The following is a 25,787-nucleotide window of genomic DNA, read 5'->3' as shown; positions in this document are numbered from 1 at the left end:
ATTTAGATTTATTATCCAGAGTTCAGGTTACATACCTCTAATAGCAGCTTCTGCATCATCTTGCGATAACACCTACTCACGTCTTTAAGACCTAAAGCCAACCGGCTGTGATGTAATAGCAGCCAATAATGGCTACTGGTAGCACATAACTATAGCGACAATTTTTGAAAGTATAATGGTAATTCCCACCGCTACCCTCAAACGTAATATCGCCATTTAATAAAACCATGCTGGGCTTATCGCTAAGCTTTTTATTAATACCCCAAACTGCATACCGAAAATTATGTTCGCCTAAATCATCAACACGAATATGGTATTTAGCTGTTTTCCAATCGAGTACTGGTTTTTCAAAAGTATTAATATTTGCGTGCAAGGATTGCTTACCTTGTTCGATTAAGCTTTTAGCAAGTGCCTGCTCTTTAGTATTTTGTGTATTTACAGCAATAATTTTACCTTCGGTATCTACCCACATAACGCCGTTATTTAGCATAATGCCGCGCCAACCTACTTTCTCCCAATCAGTTTTAATGTTTGAACTGACAATAACGGCTACTAACTCATCATTAAAAACCTCATCAAAGCGGTTAATAAACTCAGCTTCATTTTTAATGTCGGGCAATGGATATTGCCTTTTTAGGGGTAGCGAATATGCGCAGCAATCGCAGTATTATCCTGCGTTTTAAAAGCAGCAATAACAGGTAAAACACTCTCGTTATACTTTTGCTCAAGCGCAAATATGTGTGATGTAAAAAGTAGTGATAAGCAAAAGAAGATGTAATTTAGATACTTCATGAATAGTCCTTTCAACCTTTAATAACCTAAGCTAGGTTTAAATTAGATATCATATTGATTCAATAACAATTAACCCAGTGCTATAGTCAATTCTCGATATTCTACAGTCCCGTATTCCTTTACTAATCAAATTATCAAATACCTCAATAAGCTTTATACTTTCATCAACCGTCAATAATCTTAATTGGCTCAAGTCATCGATTTTTAAAGTAACTTGTGATTTAGTCTTATGCTTCGTAGAAACAGGTGTTCTTGTATCACTCAAAATTACACACTTAGATATTATTCTTTTGGACAATGTATATATTTTTACTAAACCACTCGGCTCTGCGCTTAATAACTTTGAAAGTAGGGCTTCACCTTTAATCGGCTCTATAACTGACGAATATACATTTCTATGAGAATTTAGTATTGAAAAATAATTCAAATAAAAAATATTTTCTAAATCTGCTTTATTAAAAACTATGCTCTTTTTAGCATCTAACATTTCACACGACACATACGCAGTATTGTGATTTAACGGCAAAAAAAAGAATACAACTTCTCGGCTTTCATCTTTAAGATCTATCAGATATTTTTTGGGTAAAATTTTTAATGCATCAGAGATGTTTATTTGACGTTTAACAACAGGGTTGTCAGAGGTAACAAATGGAAATGGTGTGGAGTTATAAATAATTGCCGCATGCTGATGTACTAAGTCTCCTAAGTCTGTCGTAAGCAAGTGTTTTTTAGCTATGTTTTGGGATGCTAATTTATAATTGCCACCACCTTCAAAAGAGTCCATCCAACCAGAAATCTTATCCTCACTTTCTTGAAGTTGTTCAATGAAAGGCTCAACCCTCATATGTTGTAAAGTGACGAAATAGGATAGAAATGACATATTTTCATTAGTAAGGTTGCCTTTTATTACCTCTTTAAATACTTTAGGGTACTTACCTTCAACTGTTGATAAATAACTTTCAATGACCGGTTGTTTAGGATTATCTTCAGGTAAATTATAAAAATACGACTTTGTGAAAGTACTATGCCTAACTGATCTCAATTTCCAACCAGACGATAAAGTTTTGTCATTTATATATATTCCAGCCTCAAAGTTTTCTTTCAATTCCTGCCCTTCTAATAAAGGAGCTATAAAGTTTTTTAGATAACAAGCTGGAACGAGATGCTGTTTCTTTTTCTCTGGCATTAAAAAATATACCTTATATGCATGCTGTTTTTTTAACCTTTACTGAGAATAGAAAAAATTAATACAATTATATTAGAAATTACAAAAAATAGGCTATTAAAAGTAATATAAAAAAACGAGCCTAACTCGGCTCGTTTTTGTTTTACTGATCGCTGCTTTCTTACTCCGGATCATACCCCAAATTAGGCGATAGCCACCTTTCAGCTTCTTCAAGCGTCATATTGGTTCGTTTAGCGTAGTCTTCTACCTGATCCTTTTGCACAGCTGCTACGGCGTAGTATTTTGCCTCTGGGTGTGAGAAGTACCAACCTGAAACAGCAGCACCTGGCCACATTGCGTATGAGCTGGTTAGCTGCATGCCAATGCGTTTTTCGGTATCGAGTAATTGCCAAATTTTCTTTTTCTCAGTGTGCTCTGGGCACGCTGGGTAACCTGGCGCTGGGCGAATACCTTGGTAGTTTTCGCGTATTAGCTCATCGTTTGCTAGGTTTTCGTCTGGTGCAAAACCCCAATACTCTTTACGTACTTTTTCGTGTAAGTATTCTGCAAACGCTTCAGCGAGCCTATCGGCAACGGCTTTAACCATTATTTTGTTGTAGTCATCTTGCTGTGCGTCAAACGCATTTGCTAAATCGTCTTCTTCTAGGCCGCCCGTTACTGCAAACGCGCCAAAGTAATCAGGCATGCCTTTTGGTGCTATGTAGTCGGCTAGGCAGTAGTTAGCAAAGTCGATTTTTTCGGTTTGCTGACGTAAATGACATGAGGTAGTTAAGACTTCTTTGCGTGTTTCGTCGGTGTATATTTCTATGTCATCACCCACGCGGTTTGCAGGGAATAAACCAATTACGCCAAGTGGTTGCAAACTGCCTGCTTTTTCAAGGTCGTCTAACATATCGTTAGCGTCTTTAAATAAGCTTTGCGCTTGCTCGCCAACTACTTCGTCGGTCATTATGCGCGGGTATTTACCGGCAATTGACCACGTCATAAAGTATGGCGTCCAGTCTATATATTTACGTAAAGTCGCAATTGATACATTTTTAAACTCGGTCACGCCCAGCTTTTTAGGCACTGGTGGTGTGTAGTTATCCCAATCAAGCTTTGCTGCGTTATCGCGTGCGCGCTGGATTGTAACAGGCTTAGAACGTGGTTTTTTACGCGCTTGTTGCTCGCGTACTTTTACATATTCAGCTTGTGTTTTAGCTAAAAAGTCAGGTTTAATGTCTTTTGATAATAAATTTGAAACCACACCAACTGCACGGCTTGCGTTATTTACATACACAACGCCTTTGTCATATTGCGGCTCAATTTTTACTGCGGTGTGCGCTTTAGAGGTAGTTGCACCACCAATGAGTAGCGGCAGTTCAAAACCACGGCGTTTCATTTCTTTTGCTACGTGTACCATTTCGTCAAGCGATGGGGTAATTAAGCCCGATAAACCAATAATATCGGCTTTTTCGTCGATGGCGGTTTGCAGTATTTTATCGGCAGGTACCATTACGCCTAAATCGATTACTTCATAGTTATTACACTGTAGTACCACGCCTACAATATTTTTACCTATGTCGTGTACGTCGCCTTTTACGGTCGCCATCACTATTTTACCATTGGTTGAACCTTCTTCTTTTTCGGCTTCAATAAATGGGTCTAGGTAGGCTACGGCTCGTTTCATTACGCGCGCCGATTTAACCACTTGTGGTAAAAACATTTTACCTGCGCCAAATAAATCACCTACCACGTTCATGCCATCCATTAACGGCCCTTCAATTACGTGAATAGGCTTATCGGCAGCAGCGCGGCACTCTTCGGTATCTTCATCTATAAAGGTGGTAATGCCTTTTACAAGCGCGTGCTCAAGGCGTTTTGCAACAGGCCATGTGCGCCATTCTAAATCTTCTACTCGCTCGGCTTGCGCCATACCCGAGTATTTTGGTGCAAGCTCTACTAAACGCTCGCCTGCGCCTGAGTCGGTGTTAAGTATTACGTCTGTAACGGCTTTACGTAGTTCTTCTGGTATGTCGTCGTAAACGGCTAGTTGCCCCGCATTTACAATACCCATGTCCATACCAGCTTGAATAGCGTGATATAAAAACACCGAGTGAATGGCTTCACGTACGGGGTTATTACCCCTAAACGAAAACGATACATTTGATACACCACCAGACACTTTACAGTGCGGCAAATTTTGTTTAATGCGGCGTGTGCCTTCAATAAATTCTACGGCGTAGTTATCGTGCTCTTCAATACCGGTGGCTACGGCAAATATATTAGGGTCGAATATAATATCTTCTGGCGCAAAGCCAATGTCTTCTACCAATATTTTATAACTGCGCGCACATATTGCGAACTTACGGTCTGCAGTGTCGGCTTGCCCGTCGGTATCAAACGCCATTACAACAGCGGCTGCACCAAAGCGCTTTATTATTTTAGCTTGGCGAATAAATGGCTCTTCGCCCTCTTTTAGCGATATAGAATTAACAATAGCCTTACCTTGAATACACTTTAGGCCTGCTTCTATTACTTCCCATTTAGAGGAGTCGACCATAATGGGTACGCGTGAAATATCAGGCTCTGAGGCTATTAAGTTTAAAAACTTAACCATAGCGGCTTTTGAGTCCAACATGGCTTCGTCCATGTTTATATCAATAACCTGTGCGCCATTTTCTACTTGTTCGCGGGCCACTGTTAGCGCGGCTTCAAAGTCTTCTTCCATGATTAAACGTTTAAACATGGCAGAACCGGTTACATTGGTACGTTCGCCGACATTAGTAAATACTGCTATTTGTTGGGTCATGCTGGCTCCTTAATTTAAGTTACAGGCTTCAAGGCCTGATAAACGCATGCGTACTTCAAGCTCTGGTAGTTGGCGTGGTTTAACGCCCGCTAAACCTTTTGCAAAAGCGCGAATATGCGCAGGCGTGGTGCCACAGCATCCGCCTACTATATTAATAAAGCCCGATTTACCCCAATCGATAATTTCGGTTGCCATTTCAGGCGCTTCTAAGTCGTATTCACCAAACTCATTTGGTAAGCCCGCATTAGGGTGTACCGATGTAAAGGTTTCGCACACGCGCGACAACTCTTCTACATATTGGCGCAGTAAATCAGGACCAAGCGCACAGTTTAAACCAATCGAAATAGGCTTAATATGGCGAATAGAGTTATAAAATGCTTCGGTTGTTTGCCCCGAAAGCGTACGGCCAGAGGCATCGGTAATAGTACCCGAAATCATAACTGGTAATTTACGCCCTGCTTGCTCAAAGGCTTCTTCTACGCCAAACGAGGCGGCTTTTGCATTAAGCGTGTCGAATATAGTTTCGATTAGTATTAAATCGGCGCCGCCTTCCATTAATGCAAGGGTTGATTCTACATACGCAGTAACTAGCTTATCAAAGGTAACGTTTCGGTAACCCGGATCGTTTACGTCTGGCGAAATTGAACACGTTTTAGATGTCGGCCCTAAAACCCCGGCTACATAGCGCGGTTTTTCTGGCGTTTTAGCCGTAAATTCATCACAAATTGCGCGTGCTAATTTAGCCGACTCTACGTTTATTTCACGGCTTAGGTTTGCCATGTCGTAATCTTCCATCGAAATAGTGGTCGAGTTAAACGTGTTGGTTTCAATAATATCGGCGCCCGCTGATAAAAAACCACGATGAATATCAGTGATTAAGTCGGGCTTGGTTAGGCTTAATAAATCGTTATTGCCTTTAATTAATACATGCCAGTCTTTAAAACGCTCTGCGCGATAGTCTTCTTCTTCTAGCTTATGATCTTGGATCATGGTGCCCATAGCGCCATCTAAAATTAAAATGCGTTCTTTTAATGCGGCGCTTATTTCGGCTTGCTTATTATTTGTAGGAGCGTTATTCGGCATAGTTGTTAGTCCTCACGTCTTGGCTAACTAAATTAATATCATACGGTGTGGTTTGGTACACGTAGTAATTTAACCAGTTCGAAAAAAGTAAAAAAGCATGGCTTTGCCACGTTTTTGAAGGTTGTTTAGTTGCATCGTCATCCGGAAAGTAATTTTCGGGTTTTGGTGCATTAGGGCTTTTTTTACAATCGCGCTCGTATTCTGCTTTTAGCGAGTCGGCGTCGTACTCTGGGTGGCCGGTTATAAACACTTGGCTACCTGATTTATTTTTAAGTAAGTAAGCCCCTACTCGCTCAGAACCTGCCAGTACAACTAGCTCATCACAGGCGTTTATTTTATTTATATCAATGTGGCCATAACGTGAGTGCGGTACTAAAAAGGTGTCGTCGAATCCGCGAGTCAGTGCGCCGTGATCAAAGTAACATTGGTGAGTAAATACGCCACACAGTTTATCGTCTTTTAAATCGCGCTTTAAATTGTAACGGTGATATAACGCTGCATGCGCTGCCCAACACGAAAATAACGTAGAGGTAACGTGTTGCTCAGCCCAATCAATAATGACTTTTAGCTCATCCCAATACGCTACATCGTCGTATTCTAAATGCGCAAGTGGCGCACCGGTTACTATTAATGCATCGTAATTATTGTCTTTAACCTCAGAAAAATAACGATAAAAGGTATCAAGGTGCTCTTCTGAATTGCTGCTACTGCGGTGAGTGTCGAGGCGCAGTAGTTCTACGTTTACTTGCAAAGGCGAGTTGGCAAGCAAACGAATAAACTGAACTTCGGTTTCTACTTTATTAGGCATTAAGTTTAAAATAGCCAAACGCATTGGGCGTATTTCTTGCGTTTTTGCACGTGTTTTTGGCATTACAAATACGTTTTCTTGACGTAAACGTGCAATTGCCGGCAACTCGTCTTTTACTGTAATTGGCATTCTTAAAGCTCCTGCTCATAAAAACCGAGAGTTAATTCGCCCTTATTATGAACAGAATGCCAAAAATATCAACCTCTAGATGTATAGATGTCTAAATGAACTTTAAGATAGTAAACGAAATTTATAGAAGCACTTAAAATTATTAAGTAATACTTTTTGAGTTGCGCTACCAGAGTCAGTAGCGCATGCGGTTTTAAAAACGATAATTTATAGAAAAGTTAAGAGCATAGATATTACCTTCAATTGCATCAAAATACTGGTATTCTGCACTTGCCTGCCAGCGTTGGTTTAACATGTAATCAACCCCCGCCCCAAATGTTTTGCCATCTTTATCGTAGTTTTCCTCTGTAATGAGAAACTGATTTGTGTTTGAGCCAATAACTTCTTTTGCAAAACGGCTGTAATCATCGTTATAGCTCAACTTATTTCTAGCGTATCCTGCAAATAAAAATACACCAACTCGGGAAGAAACTGGGTAATTAGCTTTTAAAAATATGCTTGTTTGTAATTGTAAGCCGGAACCAACTTGAGTATGTACAGGTTCGGAAGTAATTTTTCCTGTTAATGGTTCTTGAGTATAAACATCCCCATTTAATGGCGTTGGCTCCTCATTTAAACCAATACCCAAACGCCCTTCTAGTGCAAAATATGGTGAAAACTGATAACCTACTTGAGTATAAATCGTTGTAAACTGCAGGCTATACCCTTCGTAAACATCGAATTCGGTAGAGCCTAAACCGAGCCCTTGATAAGGTCCATTCACTCGCATTATCTCAGCGTTACTCGCAACTGAGTACCCTCCCAAAATTATTGCGCTTACGCTTAGGGATACAAGCCATTTTAATTTCATAATTATTCCTTTAGTTTAGTATCTGGTGATATTTTAAATACCTTCTATAAACGCCTAAACGCTCAATATAAAAATTCAAGTTGTGTTACGACAAAAGTGAAACCAAATTGCAGCTCTAAAATTAAGATGTGCGCTTTCAAGAAAACGCAAATCAAGTTAGAGTTAAACTTATTCATTATATTTTTCTTCTAAACAACTGTTAACACTATGCAGTTATTTAAATACCCATACAATTGATCAATACAATATAAAACAATTTACTACACTTTCTTACAGCCTACTTATTTTTGAAAAACTACGCCATTCGTTGACTGTTTCACCTGAGAGCCACTACAATACAACATTGAAATTTTTATTATTATTTGAAGGCTCCTTTAATGGTTTTACCTGATAAATTTATATTCTCGATGAGTCGAGTATCTAAGGTTGTGCCACCTAAGCGCACTATCTTAAAAGATATTTCGTTGCACTTTTTTCCTGGCGCTAAAATTGGTGTGCTTGGTTTAAACGGTTCTGGTAAATCTACGTTACTACGCATTATGGCCGGTGTTGACCAAGATTTTGAAGGTGAAGCACATCCTCAGCCTGGTACAAAAATTGGTTATTTACCGCAAGAGCCAGTACTAGACGAAAGCAAAACAGTGCGCGAAATTGTCGAAGAAGCCGTTGGCGAAGTTAAACATGCGCTTAGCCGTCTTGACGAAGTGTATAACGAGTACGCAATGGAAGGTGCTGACTTTGATGCACTTGCAAAAGAGCAAGGCGAGCTTGAAGCGGTTATTCAGGCGCACGATGGTCACAACATCGATAACGTTTTAGAACGGGCTGCTGATGCACTTCGCCTACCAGAATGGGATGCTAAAATTGAGCACCTTTCAGGTGGTGAGCGTCGTCGTGTTGCTATATGTCGATTATTGCTTGAGAAACCAGACATGCTTATTCTCGATGAACCTACTAACCACTTGGATGCTGAGTCGGTTGCATGGTTAGAGCGCTTCTTACACGATTACGAAGGCACTGTTGTGGCGGTAACGCATGACCGTTACTTCCTTGATAATGTAGCTGGCTGGATATTAGAGCTTGACCGTGGTGAAGGTATTCCATGGGAAGGTAACTACTCTTCTTGGCTTGAACAAAAAGATGCGCGCTTACAGCAAGAACAAAAATCTGAAAAAGCACGTCAAAAATCAATTGCGCAAGAACTTGAATGGGTTCGTTCAAACCCTAAAGGTCGTCAAGCTAAGTCAAAAGCACGTATGGCTCAGTTTACTGAAATGCAGCAGTCTGATTACCAAAAGCGTAACGAAACTAACGAGATGTTTATTCCACCTGGTCCGCGTTTAGGCGACCAAGTGCTTGAAGTAACTAATCTTCGTAAGAGTTTTGGCGATCGCGTTTTAATTGACGATTTAAGCTTTAGCATGCCAAAAGGTGCCATTGTGGGCATTATTGGTGCGAATGGCGCGGGTAAATCAACACTGTTTAAAATGATAAGCGGTGAGCAAGAACAAGACAGCGGTAGTATCAGCGTTGGTGAAACAGTACACCTAGCTACTGTTGATCAGTTCCGTGACGGTATGGATGAAAGCAAAACTGTTTTCCAAGAAATATCAGACGGTCAAGACGTACTAAAAATTGGTAACTTTGAGTTCCCAAGCCGAGCGTATGTAAGTCGCTTTAACTTTAAAGGTAACGATCAGCAAAAGTTTGTTAAAGACCTATCTGGTGGTGAGCGTAACCGCTTGCATCTTGCTAAGTTATTAAAAGCGGGCGGCAATGTGTTACTTCTGGATGAGCCAACCAATGATTTGGACGTTGAAACCCTACGTGCACTTGAGAATGCTATTTTAGAGTTCCCTGGTTGTGTAATGTGTATCTCGCATGACCGTTGGTTCCTTGACCGTATTGCAACGCACATTTTAGATTACCGCGACGAAGGTGTAATTAACTTCTTTGATGGTAACTATACTGAATACGAAGAGTGGCTTAAAAAGACACTCGGTGCAGCAGCAGCTCAACCTAAACGTATTAAGTACAAAAAAATTGGCTAATCTTCACTGTAGCTGACTTATTACAGTAACACTAAGCCCTGCATTTATGCGGGGCTTTTTTATGCCACCAGCATTCTAAGCACTTATTTTCTAGCATGTAGAGAATTACCCGCTATGATTAATTTATTATAAAAACAATAAGGCTAAATTAGGATATGCAAAATCGTCGTCAGTTTTCTCGTGTATTATTTTCAACCGATGCACAGGTAATTTTTAATGATCATCAATACCCATGTAAATTGCTTGATATATCTCTACATGGCGCATTGATTAACAAATGCGATGCTTTGACAGGCTGCACCAATAACGATGCAATACTGCGTTTTACACTCCCTCAAAGCGACATAGAAATAAAAATGGAAGTAGTTGTGTGTCATATAGAAGCAGATCACATCGGTTTAAAGTGCCGTCATATTGATATAGATAGCATTACTTATCTAAAGCGATTAATTGAATTAAATTTAGCCGATGACGAGCTGCTGCATCGCGAACTCACTATGCTGATTCACGACGCACAATAATAGACTCATTTAGATTAGTTGATTACCATAGAGCAAATTTTTCAACGTGTGAATACATGACTTTAAATCCACATTTACCTTTGGTGTATCATCCTAACTATTCGTTTAGCTTTGATCCAAAGCATCGTTTTGCAATGAGTAAGTTTGCACATTTATATCAGCATGTTGAAGAGCTTGGTTTGATTGGCGATAACCTAGTTGAGCCAATATTAGGCACGCCAGCACCACTTGAGCTAATACACTGCGAAAATTACATACACGATTTGTGGAACAACCGCTTAGATGAAAAAGCCATGCGCCGCATTGGCCTACCTTGGTCAAAAAAGCTCATGGCGCGCACATTTACAGCCCCTCAAGGCACATTACAAACGGCTCGTTTAGCGCTAAAACATGGCATAGCATGTCACCTTGCTGGTGGGACACACCACGCACATACCGATTTTGGCTCAGGCTACTGCATGGTTAACGACCTTGCCTTTACCACGCAAACTTTAATTGAATCGGGTGAAGTAACTAACGTACTTATTTTTGATTTAGACGTGCACCAAGGTGATGGCACTGCGGCCATGTTACAGCATCAGGCATACGCTTATACCTGCTCTATACATTGTGAAAAAAATTTTCCGTTTAGAAAATCTGCTAGCGATTTAGACATTGGCTTAACCGACAATATGAAAGACGACGAATACCTCGCTATAGTGGATGAAACCTTAAGTTACTTACTCAAAGAGTTAAATCCGAGCTTGGTACTTTACGATGCTGGCGTTGATATTTGGCAAGGCGATGGTTTGGGTAAATTAGACATTAGCTGAGATGGTATAATTAAACGCGACCATTTAGTGTTAAAACGCTGCCTTGAACACAGCATACCCGTTGCTACAGTAATAGGTGGAGGTTATGATAAAGACCATCTTCGTCTTGCTAAACGCCACGCTATTGTTGTTGAGCAAGCCGCTCGCTTTTAGTGTGAAATAAAAATGTTAAATTCTCGTTCTTATTTAATACATACAATAAAAACGAAAATACTATGAAACAGTTATTTATCGCCATCACACTCATTTTGTTAAGCTTTACAGCACATGCGCAACAGGAAATAACAAATACCATCCACCCTAAATTACCTACATTAAATTTACAAATGGCCGACGGTTCTATAATTAATACCCACGATTTACTAGGCCAGCCTTATATTTTACATTTTTGGGCCACTTGGTGCCCATACTGTAAAAAGCTGCAACCGGCACTTCAAAAAATTGATGATATGGGCTTAAAGGTCATTGCAGTTAGTTTTAAAGAAGATGAAGATGCTGCTCCCGCCAAAGCTCTTAGCGACAGAGGTTATACTTTTAAAACAGCAATAAAGGCTGATGCGATAGCTAAAAAGTTAGGGATCAGAGGTACGCCTACTACATTATTTATAAATAAACAGGGCGATGTGATTTGGCTCACTAACACCTCAAATTCAGAAGATGCAAACTTGCATTTAAATGCACGTACGTTACTTCACTCTATGGAACTAAAAACAGAGTAATTTACTGCGTTTTTAGCTGACTTGGCGTTAAACCTGTCCAACGCTTAAAAGCACGCCGAAAATTTGGGATGTCATAAAATGCTAGACGCTCAGCAACTTGTTCATTACATTTAGCACGTAAGGTAAGTAGGTAAATTGCTTTGTGTTTGTTTTGCTCGTCAATTAGCGCTGAAAAGCCTACTCCGTTAATTTTCAGTTTTCGTTTAAATGTAGCTGAACTCATAGCAAAGTGCTTTGCGGTACACTCTAAATTAGCACTTGGGTGAGAGTATAAATACCTACAAACAGCTTCAATAAAAGTCATGCTAACTAAATTTTTATTATGTAATTGAGACTGCGCTTGCATAAATCGTAATTGACTAGCGCACGGGTTCTTAGCCCTTAACATGGCTTTATTTAATACCCAGCGAGTACATGGCCTATCAAAACTTATCTTTAGCCCTAAATTTTGTTCGTACTCTTGAATATGCCGAGGGCGCTTAAAAGCAAAGTCAAACTGACAATGCGGGTAACTTTCGCTTACTCGTTTGAGTAAACTATAAAAAGCGGTGCTGTATATTTCTAATACGTAGTGGTGCAGCTCTTCATTGAGTCCATGAGCAGGTTGTAAATAAATATAATATTGCCCGCTTTTAATGTATGTTTGGCTAAATAATAAAGGCGCTAACTGCATTCTTAAATGCGCTAATTGCTTTAGTACTTGCCCTAAATCAGCACTGTACATAAGCGCTTGTACTTCAACTCGCGTATCATTTATTAGCTGGCTACCAAGTAAAAAGCCACTGTCGGTACTTTTCATTAACAGTTTAAATTGTGCTAGTAAACGCACCTGCTGAGATAAACTAAACGCATGTTGAAAGTTAAATAAATCTTGCTCAAATATTCCCGTACCACGCAATAGTTTATGAAGTTCAATACCTCGACTTTGTGTTAATTCAACAATCGCAATTATAAGTCCTTGTGCACTTACAAACTTATCATCTTGATTAACAAAGGTGTGCACGTTGCGCTACTTTTTGTTGGTGCTTTTTTTGTTGTAACTGGCTATGCAATTGGCTTGTTAATGTACCTGTATAATTACGTTCATTACCTTGAATTAGAGCAGTTGTTACATGCTGAAACTTTGCTTTTTTTGAGCCTTCCACTTTAAATGCGCAATATCTCAATGCCCCTTTAATTTGCATCATAAGCTCTTTTGCTTGTTGTTCTGTGGTTTCTGGCATTAACACCATAAAGCAGTCTCCTGCATACCTGCACACAACATCACTTAGCCGGCAGTTCATTAGCAATAACTCGCTCACCTCACGCAGTAACCTATCGCCTTCTTTAAAACCAAATTCGCTATTAAAATGCGAGAAGTCGCGTATATCAATAGCACCGAGCCACAAAGGCTGTGTGCTTAAAAGCTGATTTTTTATGGCTAAATCTAAGTACTGCGCTTTATAAAGCCCTGTTACAGAACAAACTTTACTGTGTTCACGCAAGTTAGCTTCACGGCGGCGTAATTGGCGATTTAATACATATTGCTCTTGATGCCAATAATACAACCCCAAGCTAGTTAGTAGCATGCCTACAGGGGCTGGTAATGACTCAATCCAACTTAGCCATTTGTGTGCTGGGTGCATTAACCACTCATCGAGTAAATCTAAAGTAGCTGAGAACATAAACAACCCTACGCCAATCACTAAATAAGTTGTTACTTTACTGGGGGGCCTTGAAATTAATAACACCGTGATCCACACCAGAGCCATGAGTACAATACCGCCCTCGCCCATAATATCTAGCCATTGAATATCAACATACGTTTTAAGTACACCTAGGTAAGCGCTTAAAAAGCAGGCACTAAAAAACATCGCAATAATACAATTAACTAATAATCGGTGGCTGGTAAATGGGTTAAATCGCATTAATTAATCTTCTCTTTGTAGAGTCTATTTTTATGCTAACTCATATCTATATTTGCCAGCAGGGTCATATTAGCTCAACTATATGACAGCAAGATGATCACCATTTTCAAAACCATCTTACACCACACAAAAAACCTCACTTTATAAGGAGTGCTAGTAGCTCATAAAGCCTTTCATAACAGTAAAACACAGCTCACAGTATATGTTTAAAGTAACACCTGTCACATTTACGTCATAAAATAACTTTAGTTTGCTCGTCATGCCAAAAATCAATGCAGATTTTAACGTTAACAATAAATTAGATATTTCTATATTAGAATCAGAAGCAACTTGAAAGACGGATTTAGACTAGGGGCGAAGCAGCTTTGCTCAGCTTTTACTAAACCTTCTAGGTTACAAGCCTCGCACCGCGATTAAATTGACCATAGATAGAATAAATTTCAATCAAAAAGGTCAGCTGGCCCAAAATCTATAAAGCATGATTTTTAATAAAGAAAAGCTATTTATTACAACACTCGCTTCATGATTTTTTAGAAGAGACTGAGAAAATATAACGCTGTGTTCAGTAAAGGAACCATTATGAATTTTAGATTAAATAAAACACTTAGCTTACTTGCTAGCTGTTTAATGATTAGTGCCATAACCGCCTGTAGTAACGGTGCTGTAAGTGAGAATATAAGCATTGAGAAGCAAATAGTTAGCACTGTAGAGCTTGGTCCAAATCAAAATATGCAAGGCTCACAAGGCGCGTGGCTAAGCAATAATAATTGGTTATTAGCAAGTGAAAGCAAAGGGCTAGTACTTGTAAATAGCCAAACAGATACAAACCAAATAATTGCGCCCGGAAATTTTGAATCTCTTTCAGTTAGGGCTTTATCAAGCAACGCTTTTTTAGTGGCGAGTATTGATAACAACCAAGACAATGTAGCTATTTTTAAACTTCAACATGTAAATAAAACATGGCAGTTATCTGAGCTAACCCGAATCATATCACCACAGGCTCAGCCCGACACAGTTTGTTTATTTGCTAATAATATCACGCAGACAGTTACTGCATTTATAGCCGATGTTCGCGGCTTAATTACCGAAACGGCTATTTTTGATACAGCTAAAAATCAGCCCGTCAATGTCAGTATACGAGAATTCCCTGGCGTAAGTGAAGCTGCGGGTTGTGCTGTAAGTGATATTACAAGCACGTTGTTTATTAGCGAATCCAACGTGGGGATTTGGGCTATAAATGCAAATGCTGAATCGCAAGCTGATAAAAAACCAATTGCGCTTGTTGCACCCTTTGGCGAACTAAAAAATGAACTTGGCGCTCTCTTTGCCTCAAGTGATGGCATGATATGGTTTACAAGCACTGAAAATAGCCTCCTATATGCTTATAACCCAATTAGTAATAAATTAAAACACTGGAGGTTAAATACTAATTTAAACCCTGAATCAGCCGCTATCAAGTACACCAGTAATAATACAGCGACTGCGGTTATTTATAATGATACGACTGGGGCTTATATGCAAAGCCAACTATCCGTGAAAAAAATAGCGGTTCAAAAAAATAGGCAAAACATAACGCAAATACATGCAAATGCACAAACTACACCTGTAAACGCATTTGGTGATGCCGCCGACGATCCTGCTATTTGGGTAAACCCTAGTGATGCTGAAAACAGCCTTATTTTAGGCACTGATAAACGTCGTGGACTAATGGTATATAGCCTAAATGGCAAGCTTGAACAGTCACTTGAAGTTGGTCGTTTAAATAACGTGGACCTACGACAAAATAGCACCATTAAAAACAGTACCAATACATTAATAACAGCCAGTAATCGAACACTTAACGGTATTAGTGTATTTACAGTACAAGCTAATAATAATGTGAAGTACATTGCTGATATTCCTACCAATCTTGATGAAATTTATGGCTTATGTATGTACTCGTCAAATACGGGGAACTATGTTTTTGTAAATGATAAATCGGGGCTGTATCAGCAATATAAAATCAGTGAGAATAACGAAAAAATAACAGGCAAACTTGTACGCGAGTTTAACCTTCCAAGCCAGCCAGAAGGCTGTAGTGCAGATGATGAACTAGGACAATTATTTGTAGGCGAAGAAGATGCCGGTATTTGGTATATAGGTGCTGAGCCAAGCACCGGAACAACACCTATCATGCTACAACACATTAATAAGCAATTAGTTGATGATGTAGAAGGGATGGAAATTTATCATGCAGATAACGCACGTTATTTAGTTGTTTCAAGTCAAGGCAATAATAGCTATGTGTTATACGAAATAGGTAATATAACTCAAAACACTGAAGTGCCATCACTCAAATTTAGTGGTAAATTTAGCGTTATTGCTGATTTAAACTCAGGTATTGATGGCACATCAGAAACCGATGGACTAACTGTTACAGCAAAACCTTTACCAGGTTACCCTGAGGGTATTTTAATAGTACAAGATGGTTATAATCGAATGCCGCAGCAACCACAAAACTTTAAAATAATTGATTGGCGAGAAGTTAAAAAAGCCATCAGATAATACGCGCTACCTAATCATTTTATAAAGGCTCACTTGAGCCTTTAAATTGATCTTGTAATTAGATAAATATTACATACATTTTTATACTACAATTTAAACTCATAAATTAATTGAGATTATTATGCGCCTACTACTTACTTTATTACTAATTACTATAAGTGGCTTTGTAACAGCGGAAGAAGAGAAAAAAGTAGAACTCCCCCCTGTCGATCCTGCTTATAAAGCTAAACATCCAATGGTGTTAGTTAATAAAGGCTCGTCTATCATCGCGATGAATTTGCCTACCTATAATTCACCTCATGATGTACAAGTTGTTTATAAAATAGGTAACCCCGATGTGGCGTTTTTAGGCTTTGTCAGAAATGCTGAATTAATCACCGTAAAACCACAAGCATTTAATATTCAACATTTAATGCGTGGTGAAGAAATTACGATTATTGCCGATATTTTTGAAGGCGATTACCAACAAGGTGGTAGTTTAATTTACTCACAAAAAGAACTTGTACTAGGTAAACAGTTGTATGCCAGAGAACTAAAGGGGTTAAGTGAATCATCACAATGGCAAGACTACGACATAATTAACCTAGGCGGCACTGAGCGTATTTATATTCATAAAATTCAACAAGCGCCGAGCTATAACCATCTTATTTTCGTCGATTTAGTTAATGCGTGTATGCAAAAGTTCCGCACCTCAAAACGAGTTCCACCTGTAAATGAGCTTACCTATAAATTTGTTAATTGCGGGACACTCAAACCACTTTACTACAATGCAAATGATTTTAAAAAATAGTTACTTATAATCAGTTATAAGCTTAAGCCCCTGCTGCATAGCATCGATTGATTGCCCTGCAAAACCTAAACGAACATGGCTAGGTTGCTCGGGCATTAAACTTCTTACTGAATTAGCAAAATAAAATTCAAATTCTGCTTGTAAATACACGCCTTTACTTTGCATTGCTTGTTTTATATTACTCGTATTTTTATTTAAGTTAACCCACATTGCCATGCCGCCATCAGGCTTTTTATACTCTATTGGTAAACCCTGTGATTGCAGTAACGTTAACGTATTGCCCATTGCTTCATAACGTTGTTTATAGTGCTTAGTCATGCGTTTTAAATGGCGTTCAAACCCGCCCTCTTGCATAAAATGCGCTACAGCTAACTGCATAACAACATCATTTTTATGATTTACTAACTGCTTCCATGCGATTAACTGTGTTAATACTTCAGGGGCTGCGCAAATGTAGCCAATTCTAGCACCTGAGAACATAATTTTAGAAAATGTAGATAAGTAAATAATAATCCCAGCGGGATCGTTCCCAGCCATAGGTTGTAATGGCTGACAGCGATAGTGAAATTCGTGATCGTAATCATCCTCTATAATCAGTACGCCATACTCATAACATAATTGATATATTTGCATGCGCCGTGTAGGCGAAAGCGTAACGGTGGTTGGATATTGATGCAGCGGCGTTAAGTACAACATTTTTATTGGATATCGTTTAAGTTGCGCTTTTAAATCATCTACACACAACCCATATTCGTCTTGTTTTATATCTATTAATTGCGCACCACAAGCTGCAAACGCTTTACGTGCTGGCGGATAACCTAAGGTTTCGGCAGCGACAAAATCGCTTTTATTTATAAACGCCTTTGAAATTAAAAATAAAGCTTCTTGTGAGCCATTACATACAAGTAAGTCTGATACTTTTAAACTTCTAGTTTTATGTAGATAATTGCTTATCTGAGTTTTTAGCTCACTCACTCCACTTATATTGCCATAATGAAGTTTACTGGTGTCTAAATGATTAAATACATGGCTCATAGAGCGTTTAAATTCTTTATAGGGAAAGCTATTTAAATCAGGAAGTCCACCTGCGAAATTATATACGTAGTCTTTTAAATTCATTGCCGGAATAGGCACGGCTAACTCTGTAGCAAATTTATAAGGTTTTGGTGTTAAAACTGGCGTGTGCTCACAGTTAGCACTGCTTTGAATTGGCAGTGTTTGAGTGACGCTATACCCAGATCGTTCATGGGACTCTAGCCATCCTTCGGCTACTAGTAACTGCAATGCGTTCATTATTGTATGGCGATTTAACTGATACGTTTGCGCCATAAATCGAGCAGAACTAAGTTTTGCACCAGGTGCAATATCTCCCTTTACGATAGAACCGCGCAGAGCATCTGCAACTTGTAAGTACTTAGCTTTGTTTGAGTTATTAAATTCAATATTAAGCGGTTGCATGTTACCCCTTTATAACTGGTATAGCTAAAAAGCCAATTCTGGTTGTTTTTACCAAACCAAATTAGCGTACATTTATTGCTCGCAAATAGCAAAGCTTAGAGGCAATATGTTTACTCAACAGATGCATAAAACAAATAAGGTCATACTAGAGCCATTAAATTATGAGCATTTAAAAGGCTTATATAAAGCTGGGCAACATCCAAAAATATGGGAATGGGTATTAAGCAACTATACAAAAACACCTGAACTGTTAAAGGAATGGTTTACTACTAGTGCACAATTTAATAAAAAAGAACAAATTGTATTTGCCATAATAGACATAGCCAGCAAAGAGGTTGTAGGCACTACACGACTATTTAGATTAGATACACATAACTTAAGTGCTGAAATTGGTCATACATTTATAAGCCATCACTGGCAGCAAACTTATATTAATACTCACACGAAATATTTACTGCTTAGCTATGCTTTTGACGCGTTGAATTTAGTGCGAATAACATTTAATACTCACGAACAAAATCAAAAATCTCGAAATGCAATTACTAGACTAGGCGCCCGATTTGAGGGCGTAGCTTATAAAGACAGACTCCTTAGTGATGGGAGTTACAGAAGCACTGCAAAATTTAGCATTATTGACGAGCATTGGCAGAGTATTAAATTACAGTTAGAGGAGAAGCTTTAATGTACCCACCAATACATTTTCAAGAACATAATATTGAACGTTTGCAGGCTTTAGTAAAGCAATTTCCACTTGCAACTATTTTAATGCCCTGCTCGCAAAGTGACTTAAATAATATATGCCAAGTACCTGTACTATATGAGCTCTCACGTAATGTATTTATTGCTCACGTAGCAAAACATAACCCGCTAACGCAATGTGATAAACAGTCAGTAAAATTACTATTTAGTGGCGATAACTGTTATCTATCTCCCTCGTATAGTAATAATAAAACACTGCCGAGCTGGCTTTACTCATCAGTACAAGTAACCGCAAAAGTAGATATTATTAAAAGCGACATTGAGAAAGAAAAAATAATGCGGCAATTAACGAGCTATTTTGAGCAAGGCTTTACACCAATGTGGAGTATTGATGAGGTGCCAAAAAATCACCGTGAAGCTATGTATCAACAACTTAGTTTTATAACGTTTACTCCTATTCACTGGCAAGGAAACTTTAAATTAAATCAAAACAAACCAGTCGATGTAAGAGCAGCTATAAAAAACAGCTTAGCACGTGAAAATAAAGGTAGTATTGCAGCGTTATTTAACTAGCAAAAAACCTTGCTCGCATTCTAATAATTCTTGTTAGGGGCCATTAAAGAGCCCCTTAATTAAAAATCAAACTCAGAAAATTCAAGTAATCTCAGCTGAAATAAGGTTAACTTAAAATTATAATTTACATATCAATTAACCTTTAAACCCGAACTTAATCTAAACAATGAATAGTTAAATAACCCAATTATTAGCAATAGCATTTATTACTTAGGGCCAGACTCTCCATTCAATAGTGGCATTTGATAAGCATCATCCAATTGATAAATATACATACTCACATCAGTAAACACACTATTTCCAGTATCTCTTTGAGGATCAGTTGCAGACTGTGCAGCGTAAACATTGTTGCTCGCTTTCATATAGCCTGACACATTCCAATGTGGTCTTCTGCTATCATCAAAATAATTAGATTCAATAAGTGCTTGCGCCTCATTTGTCGTATTAATCGCGAAATAAGTAATTTCGAGCCAATAATTATTATATAAATGGGCACGTGTTTTACTGCCATCTAATTTAGGATTTCGCCCTGCAGTGTAATTCCAAAAGTTATGATGAAATGTAACTTCTGAATCAGTGACCGCATTAGTATACCAATGCTGGTTACCACATACGAATGGGTTATAGCCGTCAAATTCATTGTGACTTAGCGTAATATTTTTACTGTTTTTGATATCGACATAACCATCAGAAATATTAGAAAAATTAACATGGTCAATAACTATATGGCTTGAACTATTCAAACTGATGCCGTCTCCCCCCTCAACCAAATGAGGATTGATATTGTCAATATTGAGGTTTTTAACAATAATGTTTTTGCTATTGCTTAGATCTAATGTCGCGCCAATAATTTTAGCATTGTCACCTAAACCGATTAGGGTTTTATTTGATTTAACACTAATGGAAATATCATTACGTACCTTGTTTACGGTCGTATTTGTTGTACCACCTAATGATGTACAACTTTGCCCCGAATTAGGTATACGATAAAATATTTCTCCTGGATCCTGATACTCAGGACACTCAATAGCACATGCTGCTACGGTTGAACCTCCGGTACGACAATCAATGTGTGTATTATTTGGAATTTGGATAATTGTTGTGTTTGACGATACCAATGCTGATTTTAATGCACTACAGCTTGTTACCGTTATTGAAGACCCTCCTGCGCCTCCTGTCGTTGTTGCTAAACCATCACTGCCAGGAAGTGATGCAAAGCCCGTTACATCAATATTTGAATCGTTCGCGCTATCGCAGCTTCCATTGACTGGGTTTAAGTACCAACGTTGTGAACTAACATTTAAATCATCATTTTGATAAATATTTGCCCCATTATCACTCCCCGCAACCGTAATTGCCTTATCACTAAAAGCGGAACGAATACTAAATGCCCCCGTAGAATCTTGTAACAATCGCCATTGTTGATTTGATTGCCCAGACGCTGCCCACTGAATAATATTGCCACCATTAGCTTGAGATCGCTCTGATACATCCAAAAACAAATCACTATGTGAAGCTTTAATTGTCCAAAAACCATTCCCTAAATCATTAAAGATAAATTGCTGATTTGTTCCGCTATTTTTTGCATAAGAGATGATATTAGCACCAGACTCTCTTGATTTTTTATCAACATCAATCGCTTTATCTGAACTAAAGTTAACAATTTGATACCGTTGATTATTTTTTGGTAGAGCTTTACAGTTTTCTGCTTTTACCTGTGTTGATATTAAATTTAACAACATCATCGAAAGTGCAATTTTACTTACATTTTTTATATTCAAGAATTTCATAATTTTCCTCATACTTTTTGATATAAACGAAAACTTAGGCAAAGCAAGAAAATAAAAAACAATGCCACCGGTAGCATGTTTGCACAATAAAACCAAACGTCAACATTTTATTAACATTAACTGTCATTATATCTTTTTAAAGTTAGGTTTAAATAGTCAATCTGTACCCAACTATTTTAAACGCTCTTCTTAAATGCGAGTTCTTCCGAACGTGTGTTTTATTTATTCAAACTACGAGGGTCGTATTATTTAAAATGGTCTTGAAATCGACTTAAGGTGATACTTGCTCTTAAATTGAAATGATTGAAATAAAGTTCTAGCAAGTTTATTACTAATTACGCCTATAAAAACATGCTATAAATATAAAAAAAGGCCCTTTCGAGCCTTTGGATTAACTTTGGAATAGTTAAAAATTTTTAAATTAGGTAAGCGTTAATAGCTGTGGAGCAACGCTATGATAGTCAACAGCCATAGCAATACTTAACGCTGTAATATTAATAATTGAAAATGCGAACACTTTACGTGCCCAACTGCTCATATCAATATTACGACGATAACCACGTAGCGCCATTAGCAACCACCAAAAGCTGGTGATGCACGCAACAGCCATAAAGGCCACGCCGGTGTATCCACTAATAGGCAGTAACATCACCACTAAGGCGTATACAGCAATATAAAGCACAATGTGGCGCTTTGCTTTATCAATACCTTGCGCAACGGGTAATACAGGAATACCTGCAGCTTGGTAATCTTTAAAGCGAAAAATAGCGATAGCGTAAGAGTGCGGCATTTGCCACAAGCTAAACATAACAAGCAGTATTAATGCGCCCATATCGAACTGCCCTGTTACGGCGCAGTAACCTACTACTGGCGGTACAGCGCCTGAAAGGCTACCTACAAATGTGCCATATACTGAGTTACGTTTCATGTAGAGGCTATAAACCCCTACATAAATTACGTAGCCAAAGGCTGCAAAAAATACTGCGGCTTGAGTGGTGTAGGCGATAAGTAAACCAAAGCCCACAACACCCAATAAAATACCGTGACTAAGTGCAGCAAAGGCCGACATTTCGCCTGTTACTGTTACTCGCGTACGAGTACGCGCCATGGCTACATCTATATCTCTATCTATAACATTGTTGATAGCACAACCTGATGCAACCACTAGTGACAAACCAATTAATGTGGCAATCATTAACCATGGGTCTATATCACCGCGCGAGGCAAGTAAAAACCCACCCGCTACGCTGATCAAATTGCCCATAATAATACCCGGCTTTGTCACTGATAAATAACGACGAAACATCTTCAACTCCTAGTACATCATCATTGCGTTAGATTCATAAATGATCCAAACAGATAACCCAACAACCATTACGATGATCAGGGCACTGAATAGGAATGAGAATGTACTTGCACGACCATCTTCGGTGGTAAAATTAAGGTGTAAAAAGTACTTTAAATGCACCCAAATTTGTACGATTGCTAAAGTAACAATGCTCCAAAGCGTTGTTGCTTTTGAGAAGTCACCTTCCATAACCATATAAAACGGTATAGCAGTTAAAATTACCGATAGTACAAAGCCAATTAAGTAAGTTTTAACACTCCCATGAGATTCATCATGATGATCACTTTGCGTTTGCTTAAACGCATGCGTTTCGCTGTGGCTCATTACATTGCTCCCATCAAATAAACAACGGTAAATACACAAATCCAAACAATGTCTAAGAAGTGCCAAAATAGGCTTAAGCAGCTTAAACGCGTTACGGTTGCTTTACCTAAACCACGTTTAGCAACTTCTATCATCATTATGGTCATCCAAATCAGCCCAGCAGTTACATGTAATCCATGTAAGCCGACCAATGAGAAAAACGATGTTAAAAAGGCACTTTGTTGTGGGCCATTACCATGCACAATTAGGTGATGAAATTCGTATACTTCCATACCAATAAACACTGCACCTAAACAAAACGTAACAAATAACCAAGTCAGTGTTAGTGCCTTTTTTTGCCCTTGAGCGGCAATCATGGCAAAACCAAAGGTAATACTACTAATCAGTAGTGCTGCAGTTTCTACTGCTACAAAGTCGAGTTCAAAAATATCTTTACCCGATACACCACCGGCTGTGTTCATAAATAACACAGCGTAAGTGGCAAAAAATGAGGCAAACAGTAGGCAATCGGTCATTAGGTATAACCAAAAGCCAAATATCGTATCGCCAGATGTGTCGTGATGATCATGCGCGTGGGCATGAGCATCGTGTGATACAGAGTCTAAATTTGCAGAAAGTGTACTCACGCTTTTAACTCCTTAATGCCACTTGAATTATATGCAGCTTCAATGCGTGCAATTTCATCAGGTTGTATATAGTAATCAACATCGCTGGTGTAACAACGTTTGATAAATATGGCAATCCCGCCCACTAGACCAACAACAGCTAACCACCAAATATGCCAAATCATTGCAAAACAAAATACTGTTAAGCTTGCTGCCATGAACACGCCAGCTGATGTGTTTTTAGGCATATGAATAGGGCTGTAGTTTGCTTTATCTTGATATGCTTGGCCTTTTTCTTTCATGTCGGTCCATGCATCAATATCATCAATATGTGGAACTGTTGCAAAGTTATAAATTTGCGGAGGTGAACTTGTAGCCCACTCAAGTGTGTGGCCGTTCCACGGATCGCCTGTTGTATCGTCAAGCGCTTCACGGTCTCTAAAGCTCACATATAGTTGAATAACTTGGCTAATAATACCAAACATAATAATTACAGCACCGCCTGCGGCAATGTATAACCACATGTTCCAATCTGGGTTGTTAGTGTGGTTTAAACGACGTGTCATACCTAAGAAACCAAGTACGTACAACGGCATAAATGCAACGAAGAAACCGATAATCCAACACCAAAATGATGCTTTACCCCATTTTTCGTTAAGTTTAAAACCCATTGCTTTAGGGAACCAAAATACAAAACCAGCAAGGTAGCCAAATACAGCACCACCAATAATGGTGTTATGAAAATGTGCAATTAAGAATAAGCTGTTATGCAGTACGTAATCAGCACCAGGAATGGCAAGTAATACACCGGTCATACCGCCTACGGTAAAGGTAACCATAAAGCCAAGTGTCCAAAGTACCGGTACGCTAATACGTAAACGACCTCGGTAAATAGTAAATAACCAGTTAAACAACTTAACCCCAGTTGGTACGGCAATAACCATGGTCATTACCCCAAAGAACGCGTTAACGTTAGCACTCGACCCCATGGTAAAGAAGTGATGTAACCAAACAATAAAGCCTAAAATTGAGATTGCAGCGCTGGCGTAAACCATCGACTTGTAACCAAATAGACGCTTACCTGCAAAGGTCGAAATAATTTCAGAAAAAATACCAAACGCTGGTAATACTAATATGTATACCTCAGGATGACCCCATGCCCAAAACAGGTTGATGTACATCATGGCGTTACCGCCCAATTCATTGGTAAAGAAGTGAAAGTCGAGATAACGATCAAGCGTTAGCATTGCAAGTACAGCCGTTAAAATTGGGAATGATGCTGCAATTAAGATGTTTGCCCATGTACATGTCCATGTGAAAATTGGCATTTTCATTAGGGTCATACCTGGTGCACGCATTTTAAACACGGTTGCTAAAAAGTTTACGGCTGTTAGAAGTGTACCGAGCCCGGATATTTGCAAGGCCCAAATATAATAATCGACCCCCACCCCAGGGCTAAAGGTCAGCTCCGAAAGCGGCGGATATGCCACCCAACCTGTTTTTGCAAACTCACCAAACACAAGTGATAAGTTAATTAAAATTGCACCACTGGCTGTAAACCAAAAACTTAAATTATTTAAAAATGGAAAAGCAACATCGCGAGCACCAATTTGAAGTGGTAATACGATGTTCATTAGACCAATCATAAATGGCATTGCCATAAATATGATCATGATTACGCCGTGGGCAGTAAATATTTGGTCGTAGTGTTCTGGTGGTAAATAACCTGGCGCACCACTGGTAGCAAGTGCCAACTGCGCACGCATCATTATTGCATCAGAAAAACCACGAAATAGCATTATTAGTGCTAAAAGAATATACATTACGCCTAAGCGTTTGTGATCAACAGACGTGATCCAGTCGCGCCAAAGCACGCCCCATTTTTTATACTTTGTAATAAGCCCGGCAATAATAAGCCCAGCTATCGCAATAACCGACATCGTGAACACAAGAATTGGCTCATGAAACGGAATTGCGTCGAGTGAAAGATTACCTAATAACGACATT

Annotated in this window: 20 protein-coding genes and 2 pseudogenes; 8 read left to right on the top strand and 14 right to left on the bottom strand. The window is 38.8% G+C overall.

All coding sequences use genetic code 11. The features are described from left to right. Positions 1-91: 91 nt before the first annotated feature. The 6 genes and pseudogenes from LOS73_RS08745 to LOS73_RS08720 form a co-directional block, all read right to left on the bottom strand. Positions 92-792: pseudogene (locus LOS73_RS08745) on the bottom strand (hypothetical protein). Between the two features lie 49 nt (positions 793-841). Continuing rightward, positions 842-1,978, bottom strand: a complete 1,137-nt coding sequence (locus LOS73_RS08740; RefSeq protein ID WP_457934840.1) for a DUF4238 domain-containing protein — start codon at positions 1,976-1,978, stop codon at positions 842-844. Between the two features lie 160 nt (positions 1,979-2,138). Further along, entirely contained in the window at positions 2,139-4,769 is a 2,631-nt protein-coding gene (gene metH / locus LOS73_RS08735) for a methionine synthase (protein WP_457934839.1), read from the bottom strand. A 9-nt stretch (positions 4,770-4,778) separates the two neighbouring features. Continuing rightward, positions 4,779-5,852, bottom strand: coding sequence for a homocysteine S-methyltransferase family protein (locus LOS73_RS08730; protein WP_033032177.1), 1,074 nt, complete (start codon positions 5,850-5,852; stop codon positions 4,779-4,781). Next, a complete protein-coding gene (locus LOS73_RS08725) occupies positions 5,842-6,789 on the bottom strand; it encodes a homoserine O-succinyltransferase (protein WP_007376156.1) in 948 nt (315 codons plus the stop codon). The genes LOS73_RS08730 and LOS73_RS08725 overlap by 11 nt, the downstream gene beginning before the upstream one ends. 193 nt (positions 6,790-6,982) lie before the next feature. Then, a complete protein-coding gene (locus tag LOS73_RS08720; protein ID WP_008133978.1) occupies positions 6,983-7,639 on the bottom strand; it encodes an outer membrane beta-barrel protein in 657 nt (218 codons plus the stop codon). A gap of 377 nt (positions 7,640-8,016) precedes the next feature. On the opposite strand from LOS73_RS08720, the gene ettA reads away from it, so the two are divergent. From ettA to LOS73_RS08700, 4 genes and pseudogenes are all read left to right on the top strand, one after another. Then, positions 8,017-9,690: an energy-dependent translational throttle protein EttA gene (ettA, locus tag LOS73_RS08715; RefSeq protein ID WP_007376155.1), complete on the top strand. Its 1,674-nt coding sequence runs from the start codon at positions 8,017-8,019 to the stop codon at positions 9,688-9,690. 155 nt (positions 9,691-9,845) lie between these two features. Beyond that, on the top strand, positions 9,846-10,211 hold the full coding sequence (locus tag LOS73_RS08710; RefSeq protein WP_008133974.1) for a PilZ domain-containing protein: 366 nt from the start codon (positions 9,846-9,848) through the stop codon (positions 10,209-10,211). 56 nt (positions 10,212-10,267) lie between these two features. Then, positions 10,268-11,176, top strand: a pseudogene (locus LOS73_RS08705) (histone deacetylase family protein). A 62-nt stretch (positions 11,177-11,238) separates the two neighbouring features. Continuing rightward, positions 11,239-11,742, top strand: a complete 504-nt coding sequence (locus tag LOS73_RS08700) for a TlpA family protein disulfide reductase (protein ID WP_008133972.1) — start codon at positions 11,239-11,241, stop codon at positions 11,740-11,742. 1 nt (position 11,743) lies between these two features. Here LOS73_RS08700 and LOS73_RS08695 read toward each other — a convergent pair whose 3' ends face one another. Both LOS73_RS08695 and LOS73_RS08690 read right to left on the bottom strand, forming a co-directional pair. Continuing rightward, the gene (locus LOS73_RS08695) at positions 11,744-12,745 is read right to left on the bottom strand and encodes a helix-turn-helix transcriptional regulator (RefSeq protein WP_007376151.1); all 1,002 of its coding nucleotides are present in this window, start codon (positions 12,743-12,745) and stop codon (positions 11,744-11,746) included. Continuing rightward, entirely contained in the window at positions 12,729-13,649 is a 921-nt protein-coding gene (locus tag LOS73_RS08690; RefSeq protein ID WP_033032179.1) for a GGDEF domain-containing protein, read from the bottom strand. The genes LOS73_RS08695 and LOS73_RS08690 overlap by 17 nt, the downstream gene beginning before the upstream one ends. A 579-nt stretch (positions 13,650-14,228) precedes the next feature. Here LOS73_RS08690 and LOS73_RS08685 point away from each other — a divergent pair. Next, the gene (locus LOS73_RS08685; protein ID WP_457934838.1) at positions 14,229-16,193 is read left to right on the top strand and encodes a phytase; all 1,965 of its coding nucleotides are present in this window, start codon (positions 14,229-14,231) and stop codon (positions 16,191-16,193) included. 121 nt (positions 16,194-16,314) lie between these two features. Then, positions 16,315-16,983 (top strand): hypothetical protein, encoded by a 669-nt coding sequence (locus LOS73_RS08680; protein ID WP_007376147.1) that lies wholly within the window; start codon positions 16,315-16,317, stop codon positions 16,981-16,983. Here LOS73_RS08680 and pdxR read toward each other — a convergent pair whose 3' ends face one another. Further along, a complete protein-coding gene (gene pdxR, locus LOS73_RS08675; RefSeq protein WP_457934837.1) occupies positions 16,984-18,441 on the bottom strand; it encodes a MocR-like pyridoxine biosynthesis transcription factor PdxR in 1,458 nt (485 codons plus the stop codon). Positions 18,442-18,547: 106 nt separating this feature from the next. Between pdxR and LOS73_RS08670 the strand changes: the two genes are divergently transcribed. Both LOS73_RS08670 and LOS73_RS08665 read left to right on the top strand, forming a co-directional pair. Beyond that, a complete protein-coding gene (locus tag LOS73_RS08670) occupies positions 18,548-19,123 on the top strand; it encodes a GNAT family N-acetyltransferase (RefSeq protein WP_033032183.1) in 576 nt (191 codons plus the stop codon). Beyond that, positions 19,123-19,713: an FMN-binding negative transcriptional regulator gene (locus LOS73_RS08665; RefSeq protein WP_033032186.1), complete on the top strand. Its 591-nt coding sequence runs from the start codon at positions 19,123-19,125 to the stop codon at positions 19,711-19,713. Before LOS73_RS08670 ends, LOS73_RS08665 begins: the two co-directional genes overlap by 1 nt. 206 nt (positions 19,714-19,919) lie before the next feature. On the opposite strand, the gene LOS73_RS08660 is transcribed toward LOS73_RS08665, so the two are convergent. From LOS73_RS08660 to cyoB, 5 genes are all read right to left on the bottom strand, one after another. Further along, positions 19,920-21,503 carry an RICIN domain-containing protein gene (locus LOS73_RS08660; RefSeq protein ID WP_033032188.1) on the bottom strand — a complete coding sequence of 528 codons (1,584 nt, stop codon included), beginning with the start codon at positions 21,501-21,503 and terminating at the stop codon, positions 19,920-19,922. 421 nt (positions 21,504-21,924) lie between these two features. Next, positions 21,925-22,809: a heme o synthase gene (gene cyoE, locus LOS73_RS08655; RefSeq protein WP_007376142.1), complete on the bottom strand. Its 885-nt coding sequence runs from the start codon at positions 22,807-22,809 to the stop codon at positions 21,925-21,927. 9 nt (positions 22,810-22,818) lie between these two features. Further along, positions 22,819-23,175 (bottom strand): cytochrome o ubiquinol oxidase subunit IV, encoded by a 357-nt coding sequence (cyoD, locus tag LOS73_RS08650; protein ID WP_033032190.1) that lies wholly within the window; start codon positions 23,173-23,175, stop codon positions 22,819-22,821. Then, a complete protein-coding gene (gene cyoC / locus LOS73_RS08645; RefSeq protein ID WP_457934836.1) occupies positions 23,175-23,801 on the bottom strand; it encodes a cytochrome o ubiquinol oxidase subunit III in 627 nt (208 codons plus the stop codon). Before cyoC ends, cyoD begins: the two co-directional genes overlap by 1 nt. Further along, positions 23,798-25,786 carry a cytochrome o ubiquinol oxidase subunit I gene (gene cyoB, locus LOS73_RS08640; protein WP_457934835.1) on the bottom strand — a complete coding sequence of 663 codons (1,989 nt, stop codon included), beginning with the start codon at positions 25,784-25,786 and terminating at the stop codon, positions 23,798-23,800. Before cyoB ends, cyoC begins: the two co-directional genes overlap by 4 nt. Between the last annotated feature and the right edge of the window lies 1 nt (position 25,787).

Source organism: Pseudoalteromonas sp. SCSIO 43210 (assembly GCF_054133285.1).
This window is presented reverse-complemented; position numbering and strand designations above follow the sequence as displayed.

Coding starts and splice junctions, on each gene's coding strand:
- LOS73_RS08740 (WP_457934840.1), bottom strand. CDS start 1,978: ATGCCAGAGAAAAAGAAACAGCATCTCGTTCCAGCTTGTTATCTAAAA.
- metH (WP_457934839.1), bottom strand. CDS start 4,769: ATGACCCAACAAATAGCAGTATTTACTAATGTCGGCGAACGTACCAAT.
- LOS73_RS08730 (WP_033032177.1), bottom strand. CDS start 5,852: ATGCCGAATAACGCTCCTACAAATAATAAGCAAGCCGAAATAAGCGCC.
- LOS73_RS08725 (WP_007376156.1), bottom strand. CDS start 6,789: ATGCCAATTACAGTAAAAGACGAGTTGCCGGCAATTGCACGTTTACGT.
- LOS73_RS08720 (WP_008133978.1), bottom strand. CDS start 7,639: ATGAAATTAAAATGGCTTGTATCCCTAAGCGTAAGCGCAATAATTTTG.
- ettA (WP_007376155.1), top strand. CDS start 8,017: ATGGTTTTACCTGATAAATTTATATTCTCGATGAGTCGAGTATCTAAG.
- LOS73_RS08710 (WP_008133974.1), top strand. CDS start 9,846: ATGCAAAATCGTCGTCAGTTTTCTCGTGTATTATTTTCAACCGATGCA.
- LOS73_RS08700 (WP_008133972.1), top strand. CDS start 11,239: ATGAAACAGTTATTTATCGCCATCACACTCATTTTGTTAAGCTTTACA.
- LOS73_RS08690 (WP_033032179.1), bottom strand. CDS start 13,649: ATGCGATTTAACCCATTTACCAGCCACCGATTATTAGTTAATTGTATT.
- LOS73_RS08685 (WP_457934838.1), top strand. CDS start 14,229: ATGAATTTTAGATTAAATAAAACACTTAGCTTACTTGCTAGCTGTTTA.
- LOS73_RS08680 (WP_007376147.1), top strand. CDS start 16,315: ATGCGCCTACTACTTACTTTATTACTAATTACTATAAGTGGCTTTGTA.
- pdxR (WP_457934837.1), bottom strand. CDS start 18,441: ATGCAACCGCTTAATATTGAATTTAATAACTCAAACAAAGCTAAGTAC.
- LOS73_RS08670 (WP_033032183.1), top strand. CDS start 18,548: ATGTTTACTCAACAGATGCATAAAACAAATAAGGTCATACTAGAGCCA.
- LOS73_RS08665 (WP_033032186.1), top strand. CDS start 19,123: ATGTACCCACCAATACATTTTCAAGAACATAATATTGAACGTTTGCAG.
- LOS73_RS08660 (WP_033032188.1), bottom strand. CDS start 21,503: ATGAAATTCTTGAATATAAAAAATGTAAGTAAAATTGCACTTTCGATG.
- cyoE (WP_007376142.1), bottom strand. CDS start 22,809: ATGTTTCGTCGTTATTTATCAGTGACAAAGCCGGGTATTATTATGGGC.
- cyoD (WP_033032190.1), bottom strand. CDS start 23,175: ATGAGCCACAGCGAAACGCATGCGTTTAAGCAAACGCAAAGTGATCAT.
- cyoB (WP_457934835.1), bottom strand. CDS start 25,786: ATGTCGTTATTAGGTAATCTTTCACTCGACGCAATTCCGTTTCATGAG.